This is a genomic window from Streptomyces sp. NBC_00075 (assembly GCF_045041225.1).
Classification (GTDB): Bacteria; Actinomycetota; Actinomycetes; order Streptomycetales; family Streptomycetaceae; genus Streptomyces; species Streptomyces adonidis.
In genome coordinates this window covers 5,719,784-5,746,138 of record NZ_CP108243.1, presented here as the reverse complement: position 1 = coordinate 5,746,138, position 26,355 = coordinate 5,719,784, and the positions used below count along the sequence as shown (strand labels likewise).

At 67.9% G+C, this 26,355-nt stretch carries 23 protein-coding genes and 2 pseudogenes; 14 read left to right on the top strand and 11 right to left on the bottom strand.

The genetic code is table 11. The features are described 5' to 3' along the window. Positions 1-124 precede the first annotated feature (124 nt). The 5 genes from OG787_RS24970 (at position 125) to OG787_RS24950 (ending at position 4,793) form a co-directional block, all read left to right on the top strand. Positions 125-1,006 carry an RNA polymerase sigma factor SigF gene (locus OG787_RS24970; RefSeq protein WP_405540579.1) on the top strand — a complete coding sequence of 294 codons (882 nt, stop codon included), beginning with the start codon at positions 125-127 and terminating at the stop codon, positions 1,004-1,006. Between the two features lie 335 nt (positions 1,007-1,341). After that, positions 1,342-2,259, top strand: coding sequence for an RNA polymerase sigma factor SigF (locus OG787_RS24965; RefSeq protein ID WP_235476933.1), 918 nt, complete (start codon positions 1,342-1,344; stop codon positions 2,257-2,259). A 72-nt stretch (positions 2,260-2,331) separates the two neighbouring features. Beyond that, positions 2,332-3,069 carry a hypothetical protein gene (locus tag OG787_RS24960; protein ID WP_405536437.1) on the top strand — a complete coding sequence of 246 codons (738 nt, stop codon included), beginning with the start codon at positions 2,332-2,334 and terminating at the stop codon, positions 3,067-3,069. Positions 3,070-3,302: 233 nt separating this feature from the next. Then, the gene (locus OG787_RS24955) at positions 3,303-4,163 is read left to right on the top strand and encodes an MHYT domain-containing protein (RefSeq protein WP_369029029.1); all 861 of its coding nucleotides are present in this window, start codon (positions 3,303-3,305) and stop codon (positions 4,161-4,163) included. Positions 4,164-4,295: 132 nt separating this feature from the next. Then, entirely contained in the window at positions 4,296-4,793 is a 498-nt protein-coding gene (locus OG787_RS24950; RefSeq protein ID WP_405536436.1) for a VOC family protein, read from the top strand. A gap of 23 nt (positions 4,794-4,816) precedes the next feature. Here the strand turns inward: OG787_RS24950 and OG787_RS24945 are convergent, their stop codons facing one another. Then, positions 4,817-5,020, bottom strand: a complete 204-nt coding sequence (locus OG787_RS24945; protein WP_369029031.1) for a cold-shock protein — start codon at positions 5,018-5,020, stop codon at positions 4,817-4,819. A 628-nt stretch (positions 5,021-5,648) separates the two neighbouring features. On the opposite strand from OG787_RS24945, the pseudogene OG787_RS24940 reads away from it, so the two are divergent. Continuing rightward, positions 5,649-6,228 (top strand): annotated as a pseudogene (locus OG787_RS24940) (transposase); the annotation flags it as partial. Position 6,229: 1 nt separating this feature from the next. Here OG787_RS24940 and OG787_RS24935 read toward each other — a convergent pair. Both OG787_RS24935 and OG787_RS24930 read right to left on the bottom strand, forming a co-directional pair. Then, positions 6,230-6,697, bottom strand: a pseudogene (locus tag OG787_RS24935) (GNAT family N-acetyltransferase). A 140-nt stretch (positions 6,698-6,837) separates the two neighbouring features. After that, positions 6,838-9,291: an SIR2 family protein gene (locus tag OG787_RS24930; RefSeq protein WP_405536435.1), complete on the bottom strand. Its 2,454-nt coding sequence runs from the start codon at positions 9,289-9,291 to the stop codon at positions 6,838-6,840. 214 nt (positions 9,292-9,505) lie between these two features. Between OG787_RS24930 and OG787_RS24925 the strand changes: the two genes are divergently transcribed. After that, positions 9,506-10,558 carry a macro domain-containing protein gene (locus OG787_RS24925; protein WP_405536434.1) on the top strand — a complete coding sequence of 351 codons (1,053 nt, stop codon included), beginning with the start codon at positions 9,506-9,508 and terminating at the stop codon, positions 10,556-10,558. Between the two features lie 248 nt (positions 10,559-10,806). Here the strand turns inward: OG787_RS24925 and OG787_RS24920 are convergent, their stop codons facing one another. Both OG787_RS24920 and OG787_RS24915 read right to left on the bottom strand, forming a co-directional pair. Then, complete coding sequence (locus tag OG787_RS24920; RefSeq protein ID WP_405540578.1) at positions 10,807-11,592, bottom strand: GntR family transcriptional regulator; 786 nt, start codon at positions 11,590-11,592, stop codon at positions 10,807-10,809. Next, a complete protein-coding gene (locus OG787_RS24915) occupies positions 11,589-12,101 on the bottom strand; it encodes a GntR family transcriptional regulator (protein WP_405540576.1) in 513 nt (170 codons plus the stop codon). Before OG787_RS24915 ends, OG787_RS24920 begins: the two co-directional genes overlap by 4 nt. 193 nt (positions 12,102-12,294) lie before the next feature. On the opposite strand from OG787_RS24915, the gene OG787_RS24910 reads away from it, so the two are divergent. Then, the gene (locus tag OG787_RS24910) at positions 12,295-12,687 is read left to right on the top strand and encodes a hypothetical protein (RefSeq protein ID WP_405536433.1); all 393 of its coding nucleotides are present in this window, start codon (positions 12,295-12,297) and stop codon (positions 12,685-12,687) included. A 303-nt stretch (positions 12,688-12,990) separates the two neighbouring features. Here the strand turns inward: OG787_RS24910 and OG787_RS24905 are convergent, their stop codons facing one another. Then, positions 12,991-13,188: a hypothetical protein gene (locus tag OG787_RS24905; RefSeq protein ID WP_369029032.1), complete on the bottom strand. Its 198-nt coding sequence runs from the start codon at positions 13,186-13,188 to the stop codon at positions 12,991-12,993. 209 nt (positions 13,189-13,397) lie between these two features. Between OG787_RS24905 and OG787_RS24900 the strand changes: the two genes are divergently transcribed. Then, complete coding sequence (locus OG787_RS24900) at positions 13,398-13,862, top strand: MarR family winged helix-turn-helix transcriptional regulator (RefSeq protein ID WP_369029033.1); 465 nt, start codon at positions 13,398-13,400, stop codon at positions 13,860-13,862. Between the two features lie 76 nt (positions 13,863-13,938). Here OG787_RS24900 and OG787_RS24895 read toward each other — a convergent pair whose 3' ends face one another. Next, positions 13,939-15,177: an IS110 family transposase gene (locus OG787_RS24895; RefSeq protein ID WP_405535161.1), complete on the bottom strand. Its 1,239-nt coding sequence runs from the start codon at positions 15,175-15,177 to the stop codon at positions 13,939-13,941. A gap of 240 nt (positions 15,178-15,417) precedes the next feature. Between OG787_RS24895 and OG787_RS24890 the strand changes: the two genes are divergently transcribed. The 5 genes from OG787_RS24890 to OG787_RS24870 all read left to right on the top strand — a co-directional run bounded on the left by OG787_RS24890 (position 15,418) and on the right by OG787_RS24870 (position 20,026). After that, positions 15,418-17,889 carry an MFS transporter gene (locus OG787_RS24890; protein ID WP_369029034.1) on the top strand — a complete coding sequence of 824 codons (2,472 nt, stop codon included), beginning with the start codon at positions 15,418-15,420 and terminating at the stop codon, positions 17,887-17,889. Positions 17,890-17,895: 6 nt separating this feature from the next. Then, positions 17,896-18,741 (top strand): YceI family protein, encoded by an 846-nt coding sequence (locus tag OG787_RS24885; protein WP_405536432.1) that lies wholly within the window; start codon positions 17,896-17,898, stop codon positions 18,739-18,741. 108 nt (positions 18,742-18,849) lie between these two features. After that, positions 18,850-19,227 (top strand): DUF5753 domain-containing protein, encoded by a 378-nt coding sequence (locus OG787_RS24880; RefSeq protein ID WP_405540574.1) that lies wholly within the window; start codon positions 18,850-18,852, stop codon positions 19,225-19,227. Positions 19,228-19,237: 10 nt separating this feature from the next. After that, positions 19,238-19,426, top strand: coding sequence for a DUF397 domain-containing protein (locus tag OG787_RS24875; RefSeq protein WP_405536431.1), 189 nt, complete (start codon positions 19,238-19,240; stop codon positions 19,424-19,426). A gap of 129 nt (positions 19,427-19,555) precedes the next feature. After that, positions 19,556-20,026: a PPOX class F420-dependent oxidoreductase gene (locus tag OG787_RS24870; RefSeq protein ID WP_369029038.1), complete on the top strand. Its 471-nt coding sequence runs from the start codon at positions 19,556-19,558 to the stop codon at positions 20,024-20,026. A 107-nt stretch (positions 20,027-20,133) separates the two neighbouring features. Here the strand turns inward: OG787_RS24870 and OG787_RS24865 are convergent, their stop codons facing one another. From OG787_RS24865 to OG787_RS24850, 4 genes are all read right to left on the bottom strand, one after another. Continuing rightward, a complete protein-coding gene (locus tag OG787_RS24865; protein WP_369029039.1) occupies positions 20,134-20,901 on the bottom strand; it encodes a TetR/AcrR family transcriptional regulator in 768 nt (255 codons plus the stop codon). A 122-nt stretch (positions 20,902-21,023) separates the two neighbouring features. Then, positions 21,024-22,511 carry an MFS transporter gene (locus OG787_RS24860; RefSeq protein WP_369029040.1) on the bottom strand — a complete coding sequence of 496 codons (1,488 nt, stop codon included), beginning with the start codon at positions 22,509-22,511 and terminating at the stop codon, positions 21,024-21,026. Positions 22,512-22,623: 112 nt separating this feature from the next. Continuing rightward, the gene (locus OG787_RS24855) at positions 22,624-24,864 is read right to left on the bottom strand and encodes an ArnT family glycosyltransferase (RefSeq protein WP_405536430.1); all 2,241 of its coding nucleotides are present in this window, start codon (positions 24,862-24,864) and stop codon (positions 22,624-22,626) included. Continuing rightward, complete coding sequence (locus OG787_RS24850) at positions 24,861-26,354, bottom strand: glycosyltransferase (protein ID WP_405536429.1); 1,494 nt, start codon at positions 26,352-26,354, stop codon at positions 24,861-24,863. The genes OG787_RS24855 and OG787_RS24850 overlap by 4 nt, the downstream gene beginning before the upstream one ends. Position 26,355: the final 1 nt, after the last annotated feature.

Here is a 26,355-nt window from a genome sequence, read left to right as displayed (position 1 = left end):
CGGGGCCTTTTCGCGCCTTATGCACCAAACCTCACTCAACACGGTGTTATGGGGTGCTTGCACACAGTGCACATGTCTTGTGATGCTATGACCGCTTTTGACGGATGAGTTGACCGATGAAGAGGTGGCGTTGACCGTGTCGGCCAGTACTGCGCCACCCCAGGAAGCCGCACCACAGCAGACCGTGCCACAGGAGGCCACTCCCCTGGAGGTCGCTCCCCAGGAGCCCGCCCCACCGCGGAGCCGCGGCGCGGACACCCGGGCGCTCACCCAGGTGCTCTTCGGCCAGCTCAAGATGCTGGACCCGGGTACGCCGGAGCACAACCGCGTGCGAGGGGCGCTCATCGAGGCGAACCTCCCGCTCGTGCGCTACGCGGCCGCCCGCTTCCGCTCCCGCAACGAGCCGATGGAGGACGTCGTCCAGGTCGGCACCATCGGGCTGATCAACGCCATCGACCGGTTCGACCCGGACCGGGGTGTGCAGTTCCCGACGTTCGCGATGCCGACGGTCATCGGCGAGATCAAGCGGTACTTCCGGGACAACGTCCGCACGGTCCACGTACCGCGCCGGCTGCACGAGTTGTGGGTGCAGGTCAACGGCGCGACCGAGGATCTGACGACGGCGTTCGGGCGTACCCCGACGACCGCCGAGATCGCCGAGCGGCTGCGGATCAGCGAGGACGACGTGCTCTCCTGCATCGAGGCGGGCCGCTCGTACCACGCGACCTCGCTGGAGGCGGCCCAGGAGGGCGACGGCCTGCCCGGTCTGGTCGACCGGCTCGGCTACGAGGACCCGGCGCTGGACGGCGTGGAGCACCGCGATCTGGTCCGCCATCTCCTGGTCCAACTCCCCGAGCGCGAGCAGCGGATCCTTTTGCTGCGTTACTACAGCAACCTCACCCAGTCGCAGATCAGCGCGGAACTGGGCGTCTCCCAGATGCACGTGTCCCGGCTGCTGGCCCGCAGCTTCGCGCGACTGCGTTCGGCGAACCGCATCGAGGCATAGTCGCGGGAGTGGCCGCGGGCGTCACCGCAGGAGTCACACGAGTCACCACGGGGGCGGTCCGGGGACAACCGGACACAGGATCGAGACGTCACCTGGGAGAGCGAATCGCCCAGTGACTCACTTCCTCCCATTTCTGGGGTGAAAAACCGTCAGACCCCCTCTTTCCAGGGCTGATTCGTGTCTTACATGTCGACATGTCACTACAGCGTGTTGCCGACATGTGACATTCTGCCGGAAGAGCGTTTGCCGTGGCTTCGGCTCCGGTATTCAGGTGAAGGCTGCGTTCCTCAGACGGGAGCGTCCGCCGCGACCGTCCGCGACCCAAAGGGGGTGGCATGTCCGCAGACCAGGGCAGCTCGAAGGTGCTCACGCTCACGAAGAGCGAGTCGGCGCCCGCCGAGCTTCACGACGTCCCGGCCCTCGTAGTGGAGGTCGAGGCAGAGGCAGCCCCGGCCGTCCCGGCCCTCCCGCCGGCTCCGCCGGCCACGGGAGCCATCGACACCCGCACCCTGTCCCGTTCCCTGTTCCTGCGGCTCGCCGCCCTCGACGAGAACAGCCCCGAGCGTGCGTACGTCCGGGACACCCTCATCGAGCTGAACCTCCCCCTCGTGCGGTACGCGGCGGCCCGCTTCCGCTCCCGCAACGAGCCGATGGAGGACATCGTCCAGGTCGGCACGATCGGTCTGATCAAGGCGATCGACCGCTTCGACTGCGAACGCGGCGTCGAGTTCCCGACGTTCGCGATGCCGACGGTCGTGGGCGAGATCAAGCGGTTCTTCCGGGACACCTCGTGGTCGGTGCGCGTCCCGCGCCGCCTCCAGGAGCTGCGCCTGGCCCTCACCAAGGCCAGCGACGAGCTCGCCCAGAAGCTGGACCGCTCGCCGACGGTCACCGAACTCGCCGCGGTCCTGGGCGTGTCCGAGGAGGACGTCGTCGACGGCCTCGCGGTCGGCAACGCGTACACGGCCTCGTCCCTGGACTCCCCGGCCCCGGAGGACGACGGCGGCGAGGGCTCCCTGGCGGACCGCCTCGGCTACGAGGACACGGCGCTGGAGGGCGTGGAGTACCGCGAGTCCCTCAAGCCGCTGCTGGCCAAACTCCCGCCGCGCGAGCGCCGGATCATCATGCTGCGCTTCTTCGCCAACATGACCCAGTCGCAGATCGGCGAGGAGGTCGGCATCTCCCAGATGCACGTGTCCCGCCTCCTGACCCGCACCCTGTCCCAGCTGCGCGAAGGCCTGATCTCCGACTGAGGCTCCGACGAGGCCCCACTGAGGGGCCTCCTGAGGGTTCACTTCTGACGGAGCATCAGCGACGATGTCGCGATGCTTCGCCCGACCCGTACGACGCATGACCGCCGGGGCACCATCGCCCTGACCACCTCGGCGGCCATCGCGACCTGCACCCTGGCAGGGCTGTTGGTGGCGTGCGGAGGCGGCGACGGACAGGGCGAGGGGTACGTCGCGGTCGAGCGCCCGGCGAGCGGCGGTACGGCGGTCGCTCCCACCGGGGAGGTGACGTTCGTACCGCTGGAGGGACGGGAGCGGGAATCCGGGCCGCCCAAGTCTCCCTCGGCGCAGGAGAGTCGGCCACGCGCGTCGACAACAGGCCCCGGATCGCCGACTCCTGGAGAAGCAAGCGGCAACTCCGCCGGTACGGGCACGAGTTCCTCGTCGGCCATACCCGCGCCCTCCAAGCCGACGCAGACACCAACACCGACGCCGGTACCAACACCGGTACCGTCGCCGCCCGTCGGTCCTGCCCGTCTGATCACGAGCGCGCCCGTACTCACGCCAACGGACAGACGCTGGTGCGAGAAGGTGACGCTCACCTTCCACAACACCGGTGGCACACCGGTCCGTTCGGGCACGGTGACCTTCGGCACGCACATCATCGACCTGCTCGGCATCGACTGGGCGACGATCGAGTCGAAGGTGGCGCTTCCTACGCCGATCGGAGCGGGGGAGACGAGGGAACAGTCCTGGACCGTGTGCGTCGACGCGTGGCGGGTGCCTTGGGGGATGCACGTCGAGACGCGGGTCGTCGGGGTCGAGTGGGCGTAGGGGACCTTCACCGGTATGCGGCGAAGAACGGTGAAGAGTGGCGAAGAGTGCCGAAGTATCGATTCGCCAACCGATGAACCCTCTATGTGTAGGAAGTGTGCGTGTCCCGTGATTGAATCGTGCACAACTCGGCCAGGTGGCTTGAACTGACCGCTCGGTTCCCCGTGCCCTGCCTCCCCAGCAGGGCAGATGCTGCGGTGCCGCCGGCCGTGACGCACGTGAAGGGAACCCGCATGACCTCCGCCGCTTCCGACGTCTCCAACTTCTACTACGGCGCCGTGACCCCGGTCGCCGCCTACCTGATGGCCTGCCTCGGGGCGGCGCTCGGGCTGCGCTGCACGACACGGTCGCTGCGCCGCCCGCACCGCAGGGCACGCTGGCTGGCCCTGGGCGCGACAGCGATCGGCTGCGGCATCTGGACCATGCACTTCATCGCCATGATCGGCTTCAACGTGCAGGGCGCGCTGGTCAGCTACGACACGACGAAGACACTCCTCAGCCTCGCGGTCGCCATCGCCTTCGTCTCCGTCGGCGTGTTCCTCGTCGGCTACCGGGGCAGTTCCCCGGCGACCCTGGCCACGGCGGGCACGGTCACCGGGCTCGGGGTCGCGGTCATGCACTACCTCGGCATGGCCGCCATCCACACCAGCGGCACCCTCCGGTACGACACCACGACGGTGATCCTGTCCGTCGTCATCGCCGTCGCGGCGGCCACGGCGGCTCTGTGGGCGGCGGTCTCCATCCACGCCCTGTGGGCCAGCCTCGGCGCGAGCCTGGTCATGGGCGTGGCCGTGACCGGCATGCACTACACCGGCATGGCAGCCGTCTCCGTCCACCTCACGGGCCACTCCGCGACCGCCCAGTCGTCCACCGACCTGCTGTCGTTCCTCCTGGCCATGCTCGCCGGCCCGCTCGCCGTGCTCCTGGTCGCCGCCGTCATCGTCATGTTCGACCCGGACATGATGCTCACGGACGACGACTGGGACCGGGCGGCCCCCGCATCCGTACCCGCACCGCGCGGGACGATCCCCGCTCAGCCCGCCCAGGCCGAGCAGCAGTCGTCCCGGCCCTCGCAGTCACGTACCTCCTGGTGACCGAGTAGCCGCGTCCCGGCACAGGGCAGTGCCGGCGGACGTCTTCCGGGCATCTTCCAGGACAGCATCTGACCTGGTTGCGGGCTAGCGTCAGCGCCCCGTTGAGGCACTCGCACTCCAGGAGGCGGCCAGATGTCCGTGAACCCGGTTCCCCAGGGCTACACCACCGTGACGCCATGGATCATCTCGCGCGACACGGTGCGGCTCATCGACTTCATGCAGAGGGCGTTCGGCGCGGAGGAACTCGCATGCCTGACCGGCAAGGACGGCAGCGTCGAGCATGCGGAGGTGCGGATCGGTGACTCGGTGGTGATGATGTTCGACGCGCGGCCGGAGTGGCCGCCGACCCCCGGCTTCCTCCGCCTCTACGTCGAGGACGCCGACGCCGTGCACCGTCGGGCAGTCGCGGCCGGCGGCACCTCGGTCACCGAGGTCACCCACCTGTTCTTCGGCGACCGGGTCGGCCGGGTGCGCGATCCGCTGGGCAACCTGTACTGGATCCAGACCCGCGTGGAGGACCTGAGCCCGCAGGAGATGGAACGCCGTATCGGCGACCCGGAGTTCACCAAGGCGATGGAGTACGTCCAGAGCGCCGACTTCTTCCCGGGCCGGGCCTCTGGCCTCGGCTGAGCGGTGACCGGCGGAGCGGGGGGTCAGATGGGGCGGACCTCTTCGGCCTGCGGGCCCTTGGGGCCCTGCGATGTCGTGAACTCCACCCGCTGGTTCTCATCCAACGAGCGGTGTCCGGACATGTCGATCGCCGAGAAGTGCACGAAGACGTCCGGCGTGCCGTCGTCCGGCGCGATGAACCCGAACCCCTTGTCCGCGTTGAACCACTTCACAGTCCCCTGAGCCATGTGACGCCTTCCCTGCGGGAGCCGAACGCGCGATCACGTCCGGGAGTACGCCGATCCTCTCCCGTCCCTTCGGACAGAAAACGGACCGGCGCGCACTGCACACGTACGAGTGAGCACTCCCCGCGGCGCCGGACGACCCTTGCCCGCCCGATCTCTGCAGTTTGGTGCTTCCGATCCGCGCGGCGAGCGCGGCGGACGAACCGGACTGGCTGGAGCGGAAGTCGACGCCGACCTTCCGGCTGCGCAAGCACCAGACGCTTGACCTGACGCTCACTGTGCAGCGGGGCGAGGTGCCCCCGTGCTCATCCCGAACGACGCCCTGGAGAAGGCCATCAACGCCGCACGCGAGAACCTCGTCTCAAAGTCTAGGACTCTGGCCAAAGTCCAGGACTCTGGACCAGATTCTGCAAGACATCAACCAACGTGAGGACCACGACGGGGCGTTCGTCGACGCTGTGGACGACGCGCAGGGTGCGCAGGACGGGCAGGTTCCCGGCCGACGCAGTGCCGTGGCCTGCTCCTGGGTGGCGACTCGGTCGATGCTGCGGTGCGGTGGGTGGCCGAGTGCGGTAAGCGCGGTGCCTCGGGCGAGGTCGGTGGGATAGTAGGAGGCGACGAGTTCAACGGGGCCGTCATCGATGGCGAGGTCACGCCCGGCGACGGGAGCCAGAAGTGGTGTTCTGCCTGGACGAGTTCGGCCCACTGATCCTTCAGCCGCACCCGGGTCGGCAACAGGCTGCACGGGCGGCTGGCACAGGGACTCAGGCGACCTACACCCGCACGCACGGCGCGGCACCTGTTCGCCGCCTTCGACCTGGGCAAGGACAAGCTCTACCACCACTTAAGAGGACCAAGAACCGATCGAAATTCCTGAAGTTCTGCCGCTACCTGAGCACCCATACCCGCCGACGGTCCGCCTGGCGATCGTGTGCATCTCCTCCCCGCCCCTGACCACCAAGCGATGCCGCCGGGGGGCAGACTGGGCCGAGGCCAAGAACGTAGAGATCGCCTACACCCCGACCAACTCCTCCTGGCTGAACCGCATCGAGGCCCAGTTCACCGCCCTGCACTACTTCACCCTCGACAGCACCGACCACACCAGCCATAAGAAGCAGGGCAGCACGATCCGCCGCTACATCATCTGGCGGAACCGCCACGCTGACGACCAGCACCTACGAACCGTGGTCGCCAGAGCCAACATCGCGTGAATCAGGTGACGGCCCGGCGATAGATCTGCCGGGAACCGCCTTCCGGCCCTGGACCGACAGCCTCGGCAGGCGTGAAGCCGAGACGCTCGTAGAAGACACGCGCGCCGCTAACGAAAGCACCAGGGTATTCGACGCCGAAAGTGACAACCTCGATACTGCCCCCGGACCCTGCACCCACCTACGCATCGCGTCCGACGTCAGTGCACGACCAACACCACTCCCCCGTGCCTGCTCCGAGACGACAAGCCAGTGAACGTGGTGGGTCGACGCTTTCGCTCCAAACAGCAGCCCGCCGAGGAGATCCGGCCCCGAGGAAACAGCGACGAGCGCCGTAGACCGACGCATGTGCTTGCGCACGGCGTCATGGAGCGACATCCTCGACCATCGGACCGAACCAGTGCTCAACCTGGGCCGCCAGGCCAAGGAAACTAGGGAAGTCTTCTAATTCTCCCGCGAGTCTGACGAACATCCGAGCAGTCTGACGGGAACGAGGCGAACGTTGCCTGATGCGGCACTAAGGAGCCGGGAGTGCTGGGTACGCGCTCCGACACGAGCCCAAGGTGTCGATTCCGTCGGGAGTCGACACCTTGGGCCTTCAGTAAGGAGGCACTACTCCGACAGGTTTTCCCATCGGCGGGACAGCGCTTCGGCTCGGCGGACAGAGTCGAGGGCCAGGTCGTTTCTGAGGACCAAGCGCAGACCGCTATAGATCGGCTTCCACTCGTGGAGCAACTCGGCGATCGGGGTGGACCATTCCGGGACGTTGCACTCCGTGGCGCTCTCCGCGAGTGACATCACCGACTCTAGATAGGCGAAGGCAGTCACGCGGTTCGCCCTGTCTGCAGCGAGGGCCACATCGAAGTGTTTCTTCCCGCGCTGGTGGAATTCCTGCCATTTGTTGTCGCTCTGGCTGGCGAAGAAATTGGCTTTGTTGATCAGGATGGTGCCGCAGGTGGTCCGGGTGAACGCGTCGTCCAGCAGGTTGACGGCCCGTTCAGCGAACGACTCGGCGCGCGACCAGTCGTTCTGGTGTTTTGCGTGGATCGCCCGCTGCTCCCAGTATCGGGCGTTCCAGCCGCCGAACTGGGGAAGCAGATCGTCGTAAAACTTCTCCACGTCATCGTTCGGGAAGATGCTAGTCAAGAGTTTCTGGGTCATCGCGTAACGGACGAACATCGCTGCCCTGTTGCGTGCGCGCAGGCTGTCCTGATTCACAAGAGGGGAAAGGTTCTGGATGCATTCCCGGAGGGACGCGAGAGCGCCCCCGTCTCCCAGTGATTTGACGATGTGATCCATGAGGACATCGCGCTGGCGGGCCACCAGAACGTCGCCCTGGATCTCGATGAAGGACTCCATGCTCCGCTGCGTGGCTCGGACGATGGTATCCGACGAAACATTAAGCGCCTTGGCACACTCGAGCAGGCTGACCGAATTGCGGCCGCGACTGGCAACTGAGAGCAGGAGGATCAGCGACTTCTTCCAGTCAGCGTCGAGCGAGGAGATCTCCAGCTCCATCCGCTTGCGGAAGCCGATGCCGTGCTCCAGCTCCATCATCGCCGAGAAAACGTCGCGGTTCTTGAAGTGGCTGACCCGCTGCTTCCTGTCCAGTTCCTCCAACATGCCGAGCCGGCCAAGCTTTTCGCGCTTGGCGACGAGCGTCTCGGCATCGCGGCGCTGGAGCCGGGTCGACACAGATGCCATCACGCTCTTCTCATACACCCCCTCGAGCCGAGCCTCCAGTTGTAGGTTCCTGCCGGGGAGCTCCGCTGCCACGACATAGACCTCCGCCGTGCCTTCCAACCCGGCCTCGGTAATGAGTTGGTCGATGTCATCGGCGAAGTCAGCAGCCCCGTCGATGAAGAGGACGGAAGGTCCGTGACCGCTGAACTTGTCGACCAGCCGCTGTACGTCAAATCGGCTCGACCGGTCGAAAACGTAAGACCGGACGCCCGCTGACCGTACGTCCTTCGCGATCCACAAGAGGCCGCTTGACACTCCGGCGAGGCGGGCTCCGTAAATGAGGTGGATCCTCGGGTCGTGACTCTCCGAGGCAGCCCATTCCCGAATATCCTGGGAGACGTCCTTCATCCAGGAGAGTGGTGCCACCAGGTCGTCAACGACGTCACACCAGAGGGGCTCGTCACCGTCGAGGTAGCGATGGGACTTCGGCCGCGGTCCGGCATGATTGCTCTGAAGCTCCTGAACCTGAGGGACGCTCAGTTGTTCGCTTTGTGCCAGTTCCAGAAGGGAATCGCTGTCCAACCCAACTTGAGTGAACCAGTCCTTGGTGAACTCCTCGGCTGTGCCCTTGTACACCACGAAGCCGTACCTTTTCAGCTCCCACTCGTTCTCGTCCGAGATCCGCGGATCCACGACGATGGACGGCGCATCCGCACTCGGTCGGTTCCTGGTGAGGAGCCGCTCGACATCGGGGTCGTCCAACAGGCGGGCACCCACGACGACAAGGGGGTACGAGCCGATGGTCGACGCGAGTACATGATCCCAGACGACACGCCCCTGAGCGGCGGACTGGTACTCCGACAGCGAGAAGATCAGCTTGCGCGGCTTCGAGCCAATGATGTGGCCGTGGAGATGGATGATCTCCAAGTCGCCGGTCTCCGAGAACTCCTCGTCCCAGGAAATAGTCCGCGCTGCGCGAAAGCGGGCAAGTGGGCTTGACCGGTACGCCTGTTCTGCCGCGTCGTCCACATTCAGGGTCCAGACACGTTTCCACGGGAGACTGATCAGGTCGGTGAACCATTCAGCATGCTGAACATCTCCAAACACCTTCTTGAGGAACCGCCAGACGGCTTCCGTTGACGAGCCGAGCACCGAACGTTGGTAGGCCCGCATCAACGTGTCCTTCGCAACGTTGATCGGAACGTGCGGGTACTCCTCGGCCAGCGCCTTCACCAGGCCCTGCGCCATGGGGACCTCGCCGCGCTGGTTACGGGCTCCGTAAGTCGCGCCAGCGCCTAGCAGCACATGGTACGAACCATTCCTAGCCGCCGTCTTGAGGAAGCGAAGCTGTCTTGTGGTCAGCAGGGACTGAAGGTCTGACAACGAGTGAACTCCTTCCGGTCGCCGCGCAGGGCACATCGACACTGATGGCGAGCGCAACCGTCGCCCCAATCGTCCCACGAAGAACGGGTCGTGACGTTCTATTCAGAGAAGCTCTCGCCAGCTGCGAGCGAGGTGGTTGTGGTATTGAAGGACAGCCAAGAGCCTGAAGGTCGCGGCGATCCCACGGGTCGCGGCAGGGGAGGATGCGCCACGGATGAACTTGCTGGTGTTGGCAGTGACGGGCGGTCTTATCTCGACCGGTATCGGGCTCCAGGTCTGGGCCTCCGGGCCGAGGGGGCAAGGGAGGCAGTACGCACTGCAGTTGCCCTCCGTACTCCTCTACTCACTGGCGAGCGCGCTCTTCCTGTACTCGATCTTTCCGGACTCAGTCTCGGAAGGCCGGGCGATGGGGTTCGGCCTCGGCGGCGCCGCCGGGTTCGCCGGCTTCTTCATGCTGGCTTCGTACGCCTGGCTTTCCAGAACGAGACCGCAAGACGAAACCGCGAGTGCTCTGAAGGCCGCCGCGAAAGAGAGCACCCGGCTCCGGATGCGCCTGGACACCCTCATGGCCACGCATAACGCAACACTGTCACCGGCTCGCAGCACCCGCTGCGAGACTGGGATCAAGGGCGACCGCCGACACCAGCTCGGCATAATCACTGGGAATCTGGTGAATGTGCTGGGCGTGGACGTGTGGGTGAATCCCGAGAACACTCGCATGGAGATGTCCCGAATCACCGAGCCGACGATCTCCGCCACCATCCGCTATCACGGAGGCACCCGAGACGTGGGCGGTCACCTAGTGGCGGACCGCATCGCCCAGGAACTCTCCGAGCGGATGGCTGGTCAAACCCACGTCGCCGCAGGTCAGGTGTTGGTCACCGGGCCGGGTGAGCTCCGCGAGAGCCATGGGGTCAAACGCATCGCCCATGTCGCGGCGGTCGAGGGGGAACCGGCATCGGGATTCCGGCAGGTCATGGATCTAGACCGATGCATTCGGAATCTCCTAGGCGAGGTGGATCGGTTGAACGAGGCCGGGGAAAGGTTGTACTCCGTCGTGCTGCCCCTCTTGGGGACCGGGGGCGGCAATAGCGATCTGGGGAGGACGGCTGAAGAGCTAGCGTCCGCTGTCGTGGGCTACTTCCAGGCCCATCCAACCTCCCGGATCCGCACTGTCTACCTGCTGGCCTATACCGATGCACAGGCCGAAGTCTGCCGGTCCGCGCTCACCGCGCTACCGGAACTGAGCGGTCCGACAGGGAAGTAACGCGATCCGTGCGGTGAAGGCACCACCATGTGAACCGTTCCGGATCAGATGGAGGCTGCGGATCGTCTCAACGCAGGCTTAGGAAATCCGAACAGACACACGACCGATACGGCGAGACTTCTGACGGTTCTTGAAACCGTCTACCGGCAGGAACGGGTGCTCCCAATGAGACCGGCAACACATCGAGGGGCGGTTCTCGTTCGACTGACCCTCCACTCGGCAGGTCTTCTTTGGACGTTTGGTTCCAGTCAGGAGGGTGAAGTGAACTCGTACTCCAGCTCGTACAGGTGCCCCGCCTTGACCATCACAGTCACCTCGACCGGGCGCTCGTCGGCGCCATGGACGACGCGCAAGGTGCGCAGGACGGGCAGGTTTCCGGGTAGGCGTAGGGCCGTGGCCTGTTCCTGGGTCGGGACTCGGGCGGAGACTCGGTCGATGCTGTGGTGCGGTGGGTGGCCGAGGTCGGTGAGCAGGGTCGGCGTACCGCCGCGGATTTTGCGGGGTTCGGCGAGTGCGGTGCCTCGGGCGAGGTCGGTGGGGTAGTAGGAGGCGACGAGTTCAAGGGGTTCGTCGTCGATGGCGAGGAGTTGGCGGCGCAGGACGGCCGTCGCGCCAGGTGCGAGTTCGAGGGCAGCCGCGACATCGGCCGGTGGAACCTTCTCCGTCACCTCCAGGAGGGTGCTGTGCGCCTGGGAACCGTGCTTCGCGATCTCGGTGAGCCACGGATACGGCTGCCCGGCCTCGGCCCTTGTCATGGAGGCGGCTGCCGGGCGCAGCGTGCGCTGGCGGTGCTCGCGTACGGTCACGGCGGCACCGGCCCGGCCGACGACCAACCGTTCGTCCTTGAGCAGTTGCAGGGCTTTCTGCACCGTCGCGCTCGACGCGTCGAACCTGTCCTTCAGCTGCGTCGTGGACGGGAGTTTGGCGCCGGGCGCCAGCTCTCCGCTCATGATCTCGTCGCGCAGGTCCGCTGCGATCCGCTCGTGCAGGGAGCGCCGGTCGTCGGCGCCGGTCTCGGTACGGGGCACGGCTATCCGATCCGCAGTTCGTAGCGCAGGCGTTGGCGGTCGGCGGGCATCGTCATCAGGTCGGCCTGGAGGGGGCGGTCCTCGGCGTCCAGGGTGACCCGGGTAAGCCGTAGGACGGGTTCGTCCGGGCCGACGCGCAGCGCCTGTTGTTCCGCCGCGCTCGGCAGTCCGGCCGTCACGTCCTCACGTACCCGTACGCCCACGTACCCGAGGCGCGCGAGCAAGGTGACGGCTCCACCCGGGATCTTGGCGACGCCGGCGAGCCCGGTGCCTCCGGCGATGTGCACGGGGTAGTACGTGTCCGTCAACTCACAGGGCTCCCCGTCGAGTTCGATCACACGACGCCGTACGACCACTGCCTCGCCCTCGGCGACACCGAGCAGGCCGGAGACCTCGTCGGAGGCCGGAACCTCCCCCGCGTGGACGATGCGCTGGGTTCCCCTGCGCCCTTTCGCAGCGGCTTCCTCGCTCCAGGCGTCGCCCTGCCCGTTCGCCCGTGGCGACAGATACGGCATCGAGGTGCTCACCCAGTCGTCCCCACTACCCACGACGTACTCCCCTCGTCGGCGGCCTTCTCGTGCAGCTGCTCCTTCGTACCGTAAGCGACTCGTACAGGACAGCTACCACAGGTCCACCTTGGTGCCATTCGCGAATACCAGTAAGGTTAACGGGACCGTGCAAGCCTCTCGCCCAAGGCGGTGGTTCTCTGTGTCCTCTTCGCAGCAACGACGATCCCCTGAACTCCGGTCACACACCGCACCGCCCGCACCCCGGCTACTGCCATGGTCGAACACAGAAGGGAATCCGTGCTTCCTGTCCAGCGACGGAACCGGCTACCTGTGGCGCGTAGCGGACGGCATCGAGGCCGTACAGCTCGGCATGGCGGCGGAACTCCTCGACCATGCCGCCGATCTGCTCGACGACGACAGGGTCACCGCAGACCAACTCCGGTTCACGCTGGCCCGGATGAGCGAGTCCCTGCGGGACGTGAAACGCGTCGCGGACAGCCGAGGTGCCCGGTTGCCCGAGGCCGGCGCCACCGAACTCGACCTCGACCCGGACGATGCGATCGGCGCGTGCGACACCCCGGAGGAGCGATGACCGGCCGAGGTCGCACTCCGCGTCAGCTACAGCCGCCCTGCGAAGTGGCCACACTCCACGCCGAGCACGCGGATCTGCACGGGCAGTGCTCCGGAACGGTCGAGCACCGCCTGCCCTGGCAGTCCCCCGCCGGGCCACCCCTGCTCAGCGACCGTTGCGACTGCTCGTGCCACCGAGCCGACAGACCAGTCGGCCGATCGCGGACCGCCCCCGCCCTGGCGGACTGAAGCAACCCACCGCCCCGCAGACACGACAAAGCGCGGGACGTCGCTGTCCCGCGCGAGGAAGTCGCCCCGCCCTTCCTTACTTCAGCGCCAGCCAAGCCACCGCGGCGACGACCGCCACGGCGACGACAACGCCGATGATCAGGCCGATGCGGGGGCCCGCCGGGGCCGGGGCCTGGCGGCTGCCGCCCTGGGGGGTTTCGTCGACGAACGCTCGGAACATCTGGGTGCTGCCCGCGGGGTCGTAGTTGCCCTCGGGGCCCTGGGTGTTGGCCATGGTGGGAGACCCTAGCGAACCTGGCGGGGCTCACCCAAGTGGGGCCCCTCCCTCACCGCTCCCACCTGCGCGTTTACGTTCGCCAATACTTGCCTTTGCCAAGTTTTTAGTCCGCCTCCTCCCCATTTCATTTGCCTGTAGCAACCAATCTTTCTTATGGTTGCCCCAAGCAACAAATAAAGGGACAGAGGCAGACCTCAGGGGGTGTGATGGCCGAGCAGGCGCAGTACGAGGAGTTGGTGCGTCAGTTCAGTGCCTTCGGGGCCGTGAAGCGGGAGTTGGGGCGGATCATGCCGCCCGAGTGTCCCGGCGGTTCCGCCGCCGTGCTGACGCTGCTCGACCGGCACGGGGACATGCGGATGAGCCGGCTCGCCGAGCTGCTCGCCGTCGACATGTCCGTCACCAGCCGCCATGTCGCCCACGTCGCCGGACGCGGCTGGATCGAACGGCTGCCCGACCCCGCCGACAAGCGCTCCCGCATTCTGCGGCTGACCCCTTCGGGGCACGCGCAGATCGGCGAGCTGTCGCGGCGGACCACCGAACTGCTCGCCCACCGGCTCGCCGACTGGAGCGACGAGGAGGTCGGACAGCTCGTCCGGCTCATGGCGCGGCTCCGGGACAGCTTCGGCGCCCACGCCAACTCCCACGCCCACCAGACGACGCAGCACACGTAGATGACGTACACGCAGAAGACGTACACGCGCGGAAACAGACAAGGAAGCTGATTCGAAAATCCCCCAACGCCGCAGTTCAGACCGGTTCCGCTGATTGGAGGGACACTTGATAACCGAGCATGTTGAGCTGGCTGACCAGGCGCCGCGTCTGGCGTGCCCTGCCGGTTCGCTGGAGGAAGTAGTCCGCTCCGAGGTCGGCGTACTCGGCGTTGTTGGTGAGCATGTGCCAGATCGAGGTCAGGATCGTGTGGCCGACGGCGACCAGGGCCCGCTTCTTCCCGCGGCGGATCGCGAGGCGTTTGTAGCGGGACGCGAGGTAGGTGTTCTTGCTGCGGGCCGCGGCGGTGGCGGCGAGTCCGAGCGCGTTCTTCAGCCACGGGTCGCCGGGCCGGGACTTGCCGGAGGTGTGCTTGCCGGCGGACTCGTGGTTGCCCGGACACATTCCGGCCCACGAGGCGAGGTGGGCGGCCGAGGGGAAGCGGGCCATGTCCGCGCCGGTCTCGGCCAGGATCATCTCGGCCGAGCGTGTGCTGACGCCCGGGATCGTGGTCAGCAGCTCGATCTGGCGGTGAAACGGGGCGAGCCGGCGGGTGATCTCCTTGCTGAGGCGGGCCTCGGTCGCGGTGACCGCGTCGATGCGGTCCAGCATGGTCCGTGCGAGGAAGGCGTGGTGGTCGGTGAACTGGCCGGTCAGTGCCTGGGCGAGGATCTGACGCTTGGCCCGCATGCTCGCCCTCGCCATCTCGGCGAGGACGTGCGGGTCGCGTTCCCCGGCGATCAGTGCTTCCAGCATCGCGCGGGCGGACTTGCCCAGAAGGTCCGAGACGACCGCGGACAGTTTGATCCCGGAGTCTTCGAGGAGCTTCTCCAGCCGCTGGGCCTCGCGGGTGCGTTCGCGGATGACCTCGGTGCGGTAGCGGGTCAGGTCCCGCAGCTGGCGGATGGCCGGCGGTGGCACGAACGAGGGCCGCACCAGGCCGTGTTCGACCATCTTGCAGATCCATTCGGAGTCCGCGACGTCGGTCTTGCGGCCGGGGACGTTCTTCATGTGCCGGGCGTTGAGCAGCCAGCACTCGATGTCGTTCTCCAGCAGGTAGAACACCGGCTTCCAGTACGCGCCGGTCGCCTCCATGCCGACCACCGTGACGCCCTCGGCGATCAGCCAGTCGCGCATGGCCAGCAGGTCGGCGGTCATCGTCAGGAACGTACGGATCTCCTTGCGGCGGCGTTTGCCCGGTCCCGGGACGCGGACACAGACCTTCACGTCCGCCTTGCCGATGTCGATTCCGGCGCATCGCTCGTGGACCACGTCCATGCCCCGGTCCTCCCCTCCCGCGTCGTGCGGCTGTGCGGCAGCCGTCCGGCGGGGACCGACCAGGCAAAAGAATCTGATTCGCATGCTCGCAGCAACACTTCCGGGTGCCTGACGAAGGGTCCCCGGCGTCCTACTCAATGTCGGGTTCCGGAGACACCAAGACTCCGCGACGTCAGCCGGACGGCCGTAGCCCGATTTTCTCCCCTTTGGGGTATCGCCGTCCGGAGATCGGATTACTCAATGGCAACGACCACACCAGCCGGTGTGCGGGCTCACGCCAAGCACGGGGGAGGCTCCCACGGCTCCGCCGACGGCGCGCCGATGTCGCACCGGCAGATCATGGAAGCGCTGACCGGACTGCTGCTCGGCATGTTCGTCGCGATCCTGTCGTCGACGATCGTCTCCAACGCCCTGCCCGACATCATCAAGGACCTCGGCGGCGGCCAGAACGCCTACACCTGGGTCGTGACCGCGTCGCTGCTCGCGATGACCGCGTCCACCCCGCTGTGGGGCAAGCTCGCCGACCTCTTCTCCAAGAAGCTGCTGATCCAGTTCGCGCTCGTCATCTTCGTGCTCGGGTCGGCCGCCGCAGGCCTCTCCCAGAACGCCGCCATGCTCATCGGCTTCCGTGCCGTGCAGGGCATCGGCATGGGCGGTCTGTCCGCCCTCGCGCAGATCATCCTCGCCGCGATGATCTCCCCGCGTGAGCGCGGACGCTACAACGGCTACCTCGGCGCCACCTTCGCGACCGCGATGGTCGGCGGCCCGCTGATCGGCGGTGTCATCACCGACACCAGCTGGCTCGGCTGGCGCTGGTGCTTCTACGTCGGCGTCCCCTTCGCCGTCATAGCGCTCATCGTGCTCCAGCGGACCCTCCATCTGCCCGTCGTCAAGCGTCAGGCCAAGGTCGACTGGTTCGGCGCCTTCTTCATCACCGCGGCCGTCTGCCTCCTGCTCGTCTGGGTGACCTTCGCCGGCGACAAGTACGACTGGGCGTCCTGGCAGACCGGCGCGATGCTCGGCGGCACGGTCGCCCTGCTCGGGATCTTCGTCCTCGTCGAGTCGAGGGCGAGCGAGCCGATCATCCCGCTGCGCCTCTTCCGCAACCGCACGATCACCCTCGCCTCCCTCGCCTCGCTCTTCGTCGGCGTCGCGATGTTCGCGGGCACCATCTTCTTCAGCCAGTACTTCCAGCTGGCCCGCGACAAGTCGCCGACCATGTCCGGCGTCATGACGATCCCGATGATCGGCGGCCTGTTCGTCGCCTCCACCGTCTCCGGCCAGGTCATCACCCGTACGGGACGCTGGAAGGCCTGGCTGCTCGCCGGCGGTGTGCTGGTGACGTCCGGTCTCGGCCTGCTCGGCACCCTGCGCTACGACACCCCGTACTGGCACGTCGCCATCTACATGGCGCTGCTCGGGCTCGGCGTCGGCATGATGATGCAGAACCTGGTGCTGTGCACGCAGAACCAGGTCGACCCCTCCGACCTGGGCGTCGCCAGCTCCGTCGTCACCTTCTTCCGTTCCCTCGGCGGCGCGATCGGCGTCTCGGCGCTCGGTGCGGTCCTCAGTCACCGGATCGCCGACCACCTCAAGGACGGCCTGGCCACCCTCGACCCGAAGTACGCCTCGGCGCTCTCCGGTTCGACCTCCAACACCATCCCCGACCTCGACAGCCTGCCCGCGCCGCTGCGCACGGTCATCGAGGGCGCGTACGGCCACGGCATCGGCGACGTCTTCCTCTACGCCGCCCCGGCCGCCCTCCTCGCGCTCGTCTTCTCCGTCTTCATCAAGGAGGTCCCGTTGCGGACGAAGGGCGCGTTGGCGCAGGCGGCGGAGTCCGCTGTCGAGGAGAAGGGTGCCCCTTCCACTCCGGTCGCGAAGACGGAGCCGGCGGCCGTCGCCGTCGCCACGGTCGCTGTCGAGGCCGCCGAGGAACCCGCCCCTGGGGGGATTCCCGTACGGGGTCACGTGCGCGGTGCCGAGAGCGCGCCCGTTGCGCAGGCCGCCGTCACGCTGATCTCCCTCTCCGGACGGCAGCTGGGCCGCGCGGTCGCGCAGGGCGACGGCGGCTACGCGCTGGACGCGCCGGGCACGGGCTCGTACGTCCTGATCGCCTCCGCCGACGGGTTCCAGCCGCAGGCCTCGACCGTCGTAGTGAACGGCGAGCCGGTCTCGTACGACATTCTGCTCAGCGGCACGAGCGGGCTCAGCGGGCTGGTGCGGGCCACCGAGTCGGGGTCGCCCGTCAAGGACGCGATGGTGATCGTGACCGATGTGCGCGGGGATGTGCTGGCCACCGGGACCACCGGTGAGCAGGGCGAGTTCACGTTCGCCGACCTGGTGCCGGGTGTCGTGACGATCGCCGTGAACGCCGCCGGGTACCGGCCGCGGGCGCTGCCCGTCGAGGTCGGCGGCGCCGGGGTCACCCGGGTCGAGGTGGAACTGGCGTCCGGGGCGCACGTCCAGGGTGTCGTACGGGCGCCGCACGGGCCGCTCGGGGACGCGCGGGTCACGCTCGTCGACGCGGCGGGCAACGTGGTCGGCACGTCGACGACCGGTGCGGACGGGGCGTACGCCTTCACGGATCTGGACAGCGGCGAGTACACGGTCATCGCGACCGGCTACCCGCCGGCGGCCACCGCCCTGACCGTCACCGGCAACGGGACCGACGGCCACGACATCGAACTCGCCCACCCGGGCGGGGAGTAGCGGGACATGGGCCTCAACGCACGGATTCTCACCCGGGACGGGTGGGCGGTGTCGCACGCCGTCGTCACCGTGACCGACATGACCGGGCAGCAGGTGCTGCGGGCCGGGGCCGACGCGGACGGGGTCGTGCGCGACACGACCCCGCTCGCGCCCGGCGCGTACACCGTGATCGTGACGGCCGTCGGGTACGCGCCCACCGCGTCCAGCGCGATCGTGACGGCTGGGGGTACCCCCTCCGGGGGAGGGCGTACCGAGGTCGGGACGGTCACCCTGGCCCGGCTCGGCGGCGGCGCCGAACTGCCGCCGCCGGGGCCGTGGACCGTCGACCCGGCCCACTCGTCGGTCGGGGCGGTCGCCCAGCACCTGGGCATCTCCAGCGTGCACGGCCGGTTCAGGGAATTCACGGCCACGATCGAGATCGCCCCGGACGAGGTCGCCAAGTCCCGGGTGGAGGCGGTCATTTCGGCCGCCTCGATCGATACGGGGAACGCGACGCGGGACGATCACCTACGGTCCCCCGACTTCCTGGATGTCGAGCGGCATCCGGAGATCACGTTCCACTCGACGGGGCTCACCCCGGCCGCCGGGACCGACCGCTGGATCGTCCACGGCGAGCTGACCATGCGCGGTGTCGTACGTCCGGTCGACCTCGACCTCGCCTACCTCGGCACCGGCGCCGACCCCTGGGGCGGCACGCGCGCCGCCTTCCGGGCGACGACCGAACTGCGGCGCGAGGACTTCGCCATGAACTACAACCAGGTGGTACGGGCGGGGATCGCGGCGATCGGTACGACGTTGCGGGTGGAGATCGACGTTCAGGCGGTGCAAGGGGACGCGCTGCCGACGGCGTGACTTGACTGCCTTACCGGAACACGCCCGCGCGCTGTTCCGCGAAGCGGTTCCGGTCCTGCGCCCCCACGAGATCGAGTACCGCATCTCCCACCGCACAAGCGTCAGGGCATCCTCTACCGCGAGCAGCCACCGCCGTACACGGCGATCGTCCACGAAGCCGCCCTGCGCATGCAGTTCGGCGGGCGCGAGGTGGCCAGGGCCCAGTTGCGTCACCTCACCGAGATCAGTGAGCAGCCCGCCGTCACCGTCCGCGTCATCCCCTTCGACGGCACCTCGTTTCCGACCACCGGCCACGCCGTCGACTACTTCTACGGCCCGGTCCCCGCCCTCGACACAGTCGAGGTGGACACCGCACACGGCAGCGAACTCGTCGATGGAGCAGGACGATTGGAGCTGTACCGGCTCGTCCTGGACCGCATGGAGGCCGTCGCTCTGAAGCCCGCGCCTTCGCTCGACCTCATCCGCCGCAGGGCCCAAGACATCTGAGAGACGGACCATGACCGAACCGACCTGGCAGAAATCGACCTACAGCGAACAGGGCTCCGCCTGCGTCGAGATGGCCACGCCCCCCACCACCATCCACATACGCGACTCCAAGACCCCCTCCGGCCCCCACCTCACCCTCCGGCCCGCAGCCTGGGCGGACTTCCTCTCCGACGTGGGGCGGCGCTCTACCCGGAGGTGAAGCCGTCGCGCGCCCGAACTGGCCTGTCCGGGTCCGGTCGGGTGAACACCCCGACTCCCATTGCCTCAGCACTGGACATAGGCCCAGTGGGGACAGGTCCCGAAGCCCCTCTGCCCCTAGGCTGGCCGTATGGCACCGAACATCGCTACGAACACCTCCGTGTCCCTGGAAGAGCTGCTCGACTTCGTACGGCCCCGGCACCGGGCGATCCTTCTCACCCGGCGCGCGGACGGCTCCCCGCAGGCCTCGCCGTTGACCTGTGGGGTCGACGACTCGGGGCGGGTCGTCGTGTCGACGTACCCCGAGCGCGCCAAGACGCGCAACGCCAAGCGGGACGAGCGCGTCAGCCTGCTCGTCCTGAGCGACGACTGGAACGGGCCGTGGGTGCAGATCGACGGGACGGCGGAGGTCATCGACTCTCCGGAGGCTGTCGAGCCGCTTGTGGAGTACTACCGGAACATCGCGGGGGAGCATCCGGACTGGGACGAGTATCGCGCCGCGATGGTGAAGCAGGGTAAGTCGATTATTCGGGTTACTCCGGTGAAGTGGGGGCCTGTGGCGACCGGTGGGTTCCCTGCGCGGCTTGCTCCGCAGGAGTAGCGGGGCGCCCATTGGGTTGGGGGTTCTGTTCGGTTGCGGGTGCGGGTTGTGTGTGGCCGGTCGCGCCCACGCGGCGGAGCCGCAGATCAGATACAGCCCCGCGCCCCTCAAAGGCTGGTTTTCACCATCGCCTCGATTCCTGCCACCAGCAGCTCCAGGGCGAAGTCGAAATCCCGTTCCCGCATCTCCTCCACCGTGCCGCCGCCCCGTGCCGCCATCATGTCCGCCGACTCCTGGATGAACTCGGCGGTCTCCGGGGCGGCACCGACAGCGCTCATGGCGTGCCGGAAGTAGGCGTCCTGGGTCATGCCGGCGTCCGCGCAGCGGGCGATGAAATGGCCCTCCACCGTGCCGAATCCGTACACGAACTGGAAGACGGCGGCGATGGCGCCCGTGAGGCCCCGCGCTGGCAGGCCGGTGCGGCGGAGCACGCGCTGGACGACCCGCGAGAAGGCCTGCGAGTGCGGGCCGATGTTGAGGTAGGTACCGGCCAGCGGCGACACCCAGGGGTGGCGGACCAGCAGGGAGCGGTACTCGCCGGCCAGCACGCGCAACTGGTCGCGCCAGTCCTCGCCCTCGGCCTCCGGGTCGGGCAGACGCAGTTCGGCGGAGGCCGCGTCGAGGGCGAGTTCGAGCAGGTCGTCCTTGGTGTCGACGTACCAGTACACGGACATCGCCGTCACGTTCAGCTCGGCGGCCAGCCGCCGCATCGAGAACTTCGCCAGCCCCTCCGCGTCCAGCAGCCGCACGGTCACCTCGGTGATCCGGTCCCGGTCAAGCCCGGAGGGCTGCCCACCCCGGCCACTGTTACTCCGACGCGCCTTCCCTTCGAGCCACACACTGGTCCGCGCCGGCCTCTCGGCTGCCCTCACCATGGCCGTACCTTTCGTCAGCTTCCAACACAGGCCATGCTAGGCGCCCCTTTCAGGGGCGCGGGGAACTGCGCGATCAACCACGACGCTGCCGCAGCCGCAATCGAACAGAACCCCCCGAGCTATTAGGCGACCACGTCCACACCCACCTCAGACTCTGCCCGTTCCGCCCGACGCAACAACACCGCCGCAACAACCCCACCCAGCAACACAGCCACCGCCCCCACCAACTGACTGGTCTCCAACCCGGACGCAAACGCCTCCGTGATCCGCACCCTCTCCGCCACCGACCCCGCCTCCGCCAACGCCCCCGGCAGGGACCCCGCCGCCACCGAAACCAGCGCCGCGAACCGCGAGTTCAGCACCGCGCCCAGCACCGCGACCCCCAGTCCCTGCCCGAACTCCGCCACCGTGCCGTTGATCCCCGCCCCGACGCCCGCCTTCTCCGGCGGGATCGAGCTCATGATCGCGTGTGCCATCGCCGGGCTCGCCACCGCCGCTCCCGTCCCGATCAGCAGCAGGCCCAGCAACGTACCCGCGTAACCGCCGGAGGCAACCGTCGCGATGGAGACCAGGCCCGCCGCCATCGCCGTCATGCCAAGGCCGATGGCGAGCGGGGTGCCGAGCCTGGCCGACCATTTCGCCGCCACGCCGGTGAAGTTGAGGGCGACGATCGCGAGGGCGAGCGGCGCCGTGCGCAGCCCGGCCTCCAGAGGGCCGTACCCGAGCACGAACTGCATGTGCTGGGTGAGGAGGAAGAGGGAGCCGCCCATCCCGAACGTGATGAGCACCGCACCCGCGACCGCGCCCGTGAACCGGCGGTTCCGGAAGAAGTGCATGTCGAGCATGGGGTACGGGATACGGCTCTCCCAGTACGCGAAGGCGCCCAGGACGACGACCGCGACCGTCGCCGGAGCCAGTACGCGGCCGGAGGTCCAGCCGTGCTCGGGGCCGGAGATGATCGCGTACACGAGCGAGGACATGCCGATCGTCGAGAGCAGCGCGCCGAGCAGGTCAGGGCGGTCGCCGGTCGGGTTCTTGGACTCGGGGACCAGTGCCACGACCGCCACCAGGCCCAGCGCCGCCACCGGGATGTTGATCAGGAAGATCGCGCCCCACCAGAAGTGGTTCAGCATGAAACCGCCGATGAGCGGGCCCGTGGCGAAGCCGAGGGAGTTGACCGCGGCCCAGATGCCGATGGCCTTCGGCTGCTCCTCGGGCGTGAAGATCTGCATCGCCACGGCGAGCGTGGTCGTCATCAGCAGTGCGCCGCCGACGCCCATCCCGGCCCGCGCCGCGATCAACTGGCCGGTGCTGTCGGCAAGGCCGGCGACCAGTGAGCCCACGCCGAACAGGATCAGGCCCGCGACCAGCATCTTCTTGCGGCCGTAGCGGTCGGCCGCGCTCCCGGCGGTGAGCAGCAGGCCCGACTGGACCAGCGAGTACGCGTTGATCATCCACTGGATGTCGGAGGTGGAGGCGCCCAGTTCCCGGGTGAGGGAGGGGATCGCGACGTTCAGGACGGTGTTGTCGAGCAGCACGGTGAGCTGCGCGAGACAGATGACACCGAGGATCAGCCAGCGCTGGGGGTGGCCCTGGGGGGACGTAGACATGTTGTACACCGTAGAACAGTTCCTGTACGGCGTACAACAAATAACAAAGCGGTGGCCCGGAGCGAGATCGCCCCGGGCCACCACCCTGGAAAAGAACCTCAGCGGATGCTGATCAGCTGCTGCTCGTCGGCTGCGTCAGGTCGTAGAAGGTGGCCGAACCCACCGTCACTTCCTTGAAGTTGCTCTCGACCCACGAGCTGATCTGGGACGACGTGCTCGTCGTGCTGCTGCTGCCGCCCATGCCACCGCCGCCGGAGCCGCTGGAGATGAAGTAGTGGATCTTGCCGTCCGCCACGTACTTCTTGAACTCGGCCAGCGTCGGGGACGGGTCGGTGCCGTTGAAGCCGCCGATCGCCATCACCGGGTCACCGGTGGCCAGCTGGTAGCTCGCCGCGTTCTGCGCGCCGATGGCCGCCGCGGCCCAGGTGTAGTCACTGGCGTTCTTCTCCAGCAGGGCCTTGGCCTCGCTGGTGACGCTGGCGCCGTTGAGCAGACCGCCCACGCCACCGCCGCCGCCCATGCCGCCACCCTCGCCGGTCGTACCGCCGGGCATGCCGCCCTGCTGGTTGCCCTGGCCCTGGGTGTTGCCGTTGCCCTGGCTCTGGCTGTTGCCGCCGCCGGGGAACCCGCCGCCGTTGCCGCCGGTCGGGGGCTGGCCCATGCCGCCACCGCCCTGCTGGGTGTTGCCGTTGCCGTTCTGCTGACCCTGCTGGCCGCCGAAACCGCCACCGCCGCCACCAGGACCGCCGCCCATACCGCCGCCACCGCCGGGGCCACCGCGACCGCCCTGGACGGACGGACCGGCCGTGACGATCGAGCCGGTGTGGCCCTCGTTGAGGGTGGTGAGGGAGTAGGCCGTCGGACCGGCCAGCGCCGTGACGAAGCTCAACCCGACGACCGCGAGGGCCAGTTGACGCCCGAGGCGGTTGACGAAGATCAGGCCCAGCGCGGCGACGAGGCCGCCCACCAGCACGAGCCACTTCAGCCAGGGCAGGTAGTCGGAGGAGCGGTTGAGGAGGACGTAACCCCACACCGCGGTCGCCGTCATGGCACCCGCGAGCGTCAGCGACGCCCACATCTTGTCCCGTTCCCGCCAGAGCAGGGCCGCGCCGATACCGATCAGCGGCGCGATGTAGGGGGCGAGGGCGACCGTGTAGTACTCGTGGAAGATGCCCTGCATGAAGCTGAAGACCACCATGGTGATCAGCAGCGAGCCGCCCCAGAGGAGGAGCGCGGCGCGGACGCCGTCCGTGCGCGTGGCCTTGCGGCCGGCCCAGATGCCCGCGACGAGCAGGATCAGCGCCGCCGGGATCAGCCAGGAGATCTGGCCGCCGATGCTGGAGCTGAACATCCGGTCCCAGCCGGTCTCGCCCCACTGGCCGCTGCTGCCGCCACCGCCACCACCGCCGACGCTGCCGGTCTCCTCGCCGTTGATACGGCCAAGTCCGTTGTAGCCGAAGGTCAGTTCAAGGAACGAGTTGTTCTGCGAGCCGCCGATGTAGGGGCGCGAGGACGCCGGCCACAGTTCGACGATCGCGACCCACCAGCCGCCCGCGACGACCATCGCGAGACCGGCGGCCAGCACCTGTCCGATGCGCCTGCGCACGCTGGTCGGCGCGAAGATCACGTAGACCAGGGCGAGGACCGGCAGGATCAGGAAGGCCTGGAGCGTCTTGACCAGGAAGGCGAAACCGATCGCCGTACCCGCCCAGAGCAGCCACTTCGTCTCGGCCTTCTCCATTGCGCGCTGGGTCGCGTAGACCGCGGCGGCCATGAGGAGCGCGAGGAGCGCGTCCGGGTTGTTGAAGCGGAACATCAGCGCGGCGACGGGCGTCAGCGCGAAGACCGCCATCGTGAGGAAACCGGCCGTGGCGCTGAACCGGCGCCGCACGGACGCGTACAGCACACCCGCCGTGGCGACGGCCATCAGGACCTGCGGGAACAGGATCGCGAAGGAGTTGAGGCCGAAGACCTTGACCGACAGCGACATCGGCCAGAGAGAGGCCGGGGGCTTGTCGACGGTGATCGCGTTGGCCGAGTCGAGGGAGCCGAAGAAGAAGGCCTTCCAGGACTGGCTGCCGGCCTGAACCGCCGCCGAGTAGAAGGAGTTGGCGTATCCGGAAGCCGTCAGGTTCCAGCAGTACAGCGCGCCGATCACCAGCAGCGTGGCGAGGAACGCGGGCCGTACCCACCGGTTGTCCTCGGGCCGCCCTCGCCACAGTCTGTGCACGAAGGGCTGCTTGGGCTCACCGGAGGAGGGCGCCGGCACGGCCGTGTCGGCAACTTCCTGCTGCTGCACAGCAGTTGAATCCGGCGGCGGATAGGTCGTCTGGTCGAAGTGAGCGGTGGTCATCGCGGGTTCCTCGGATCCTGGCTGTCGTGCGGGCGCACCGGCTGGAGCCGCATGGTCGGGTCCCCCCAGGTGCGGTCCGCGACATCACCGGCGCGGAACTGGTCAGTGGGGTAAGGGGAGTTGCCGTACGAAGCGTTCGTGTACTGCGAGTTGTTGTACGAAGCGTTGGTGTACTGGCCCGTGGTGTAGGCCTGGTACGTGGGCGAACTCGGCGTGTGCGAGGCCACGACGGTCGAGGCCGCCGGCTCGTCGCGCTGGTCCGGGAACACCCAGGCCCTGAAGAGCAGGAACCGCAGCACCGTCGCCGCGAGGTTGGCGGCGATGAGCACCGCCAGTTCCGTGGAGTGACCGGGGTCGCTGGTCGCCGCGTTGAGGGCGGCGAGCGAGCCGCTGGTCAGGGCGAGTCCGATGCCGAAGACGACCAGGCCCTGCGCCTGGTGGCGGACGGCACCGCCCTTGCCGCGCACCCCGAAGGTCAGGCGCCGGTTGGCCGCCGTGTTGGCGACCGCGGAGACCAGCAGCGCGAGCGCGTTGGCGATCTGCGAGCCGGCGAAGCCCCGGAAGGCGCTGTAGAGCAGCAGGTAGAAGAGGGTCGACATCCCGCCGACCACACAGAACCCGACGAGCTGGCGGGCCAGCCCCTTGGGTACGTCCTTGATGTCGCGGTCGCGCGGATCGTCGCCGAAGGGCCGGGCGAGCCGGTCCAGCGGAAGCGAGCCGGAGGCCAGGGCCTTGCCCACCCGCACCACCCCCTTCAGGTCGTCGGTCGCCGTCTTGACGATGTGGACGGTCGAGTCCGGGTCGTCGACCCAGTCGACCGGCACCTCGTGGATGCGCAGTCCGGCGCGCTCGGCGAGCACCAGCATCTCGGTGTCGAAGAACCAGCCGGTGTCCTCGATGAGCGGCAGCAGGATCTGGGCGACATCACGCCGGATGGCCTTGAATCCGCACTGCGCGTCGGAGAAGCGGGCCTGGAGCGAGCCACGCAGGATCAGGTTGTACGTCCGGCTGATGAACTCCCGCTTCGCACCGCGCACGACGCGCGAGGAGCGGGCCAGCCGGGAGCCGATCGCGAGGTCCGAATGACCGGAGATCAGCGGTGCCACCAGCGGCAGCAGGGCGTTGAGGTCGGTCGAGAGGTCGACGTCCATGTAGGCGAGGATCGGCGCGTCGGACGCGGACCACACTGTCCGCAGGGCCCGGCCGCGCCCCTTCTGCTCCAGCCGGAAGGACCTGACCTCCGGTATCTCCGCCTCCAGCCGCGCGGCCACCTGAGGGGTGGTGTCCGTCGACGCGTTGTCCGCCACCGTGATGCGGAACGCGTACGGGAACGTGCGCTTGAGGTGCTCGTGCAGTCTGAGCACGCATGGCTGGAGGTCCTTCTCCTCGTTGTAGACGGGGATCACTACGTCCAGGACAGGCGTACCGGCGTCTCCGGCCGGGAGGTGCTCCCGCGCCGGCAGAGTGCCGGGAGAAGAGTCGGTTCGCATA